The organism is Intestinirhabdus alba, assembly GCF_009711095.1.
GTDB lineage: Bacteria > Pseudomonadota > Gammaproteobacteria > Enterobacterales > Enterobacteriaceae > Intestinirhabdus > Intestinirhabdus alba.
The window spans coordinates 1-340 of sequence record NZ_WMJZ01000166.1; the positions used below are offsets into that span (position 1 = coordinate 1).

The 340-nt window shown below is 49.4% G+C and carries 1 pseudogene; it reads right to left on the minus strand.

Annotated features, from left to right (window positions below):
- Nucleotides 1–340, minus strand: a pseudogene (locus tag GJV78_RS23265) (type I restriction endonuclease subunit R); the annotation flags it as partial.

Sequence of the window (340 nt, forward strand, 5' to 3'; positions counted from 1 at the left end):
CAACGCCGGTGACATGCTTATCCAGCAGTTTTTTCACCTGCGCAGCGTAGTCGTCATAATTGACCTGCTCTCCACTGACCTGCATCGCCCACTGGCGCAAGCTGGACATCTGTTTTACGGTTTCTTTATACAGATTTCGATCTTGTTCCGTAAAGCTCTTGTCGGTGAAGAAGCTGGCTGACTGCAGTGCCACTTTCAGGCATCCGGCAAAGGCCGTTAACGCCTCGAAGAAATCATCACGGGTTTTCTGATGGATATCGACCATCTCTCCGTCACGTTCTTCCATTTTAGGCACCAGCACCGCACGTAACTGCTCAGTATCATTTTTGTTTTTGACACC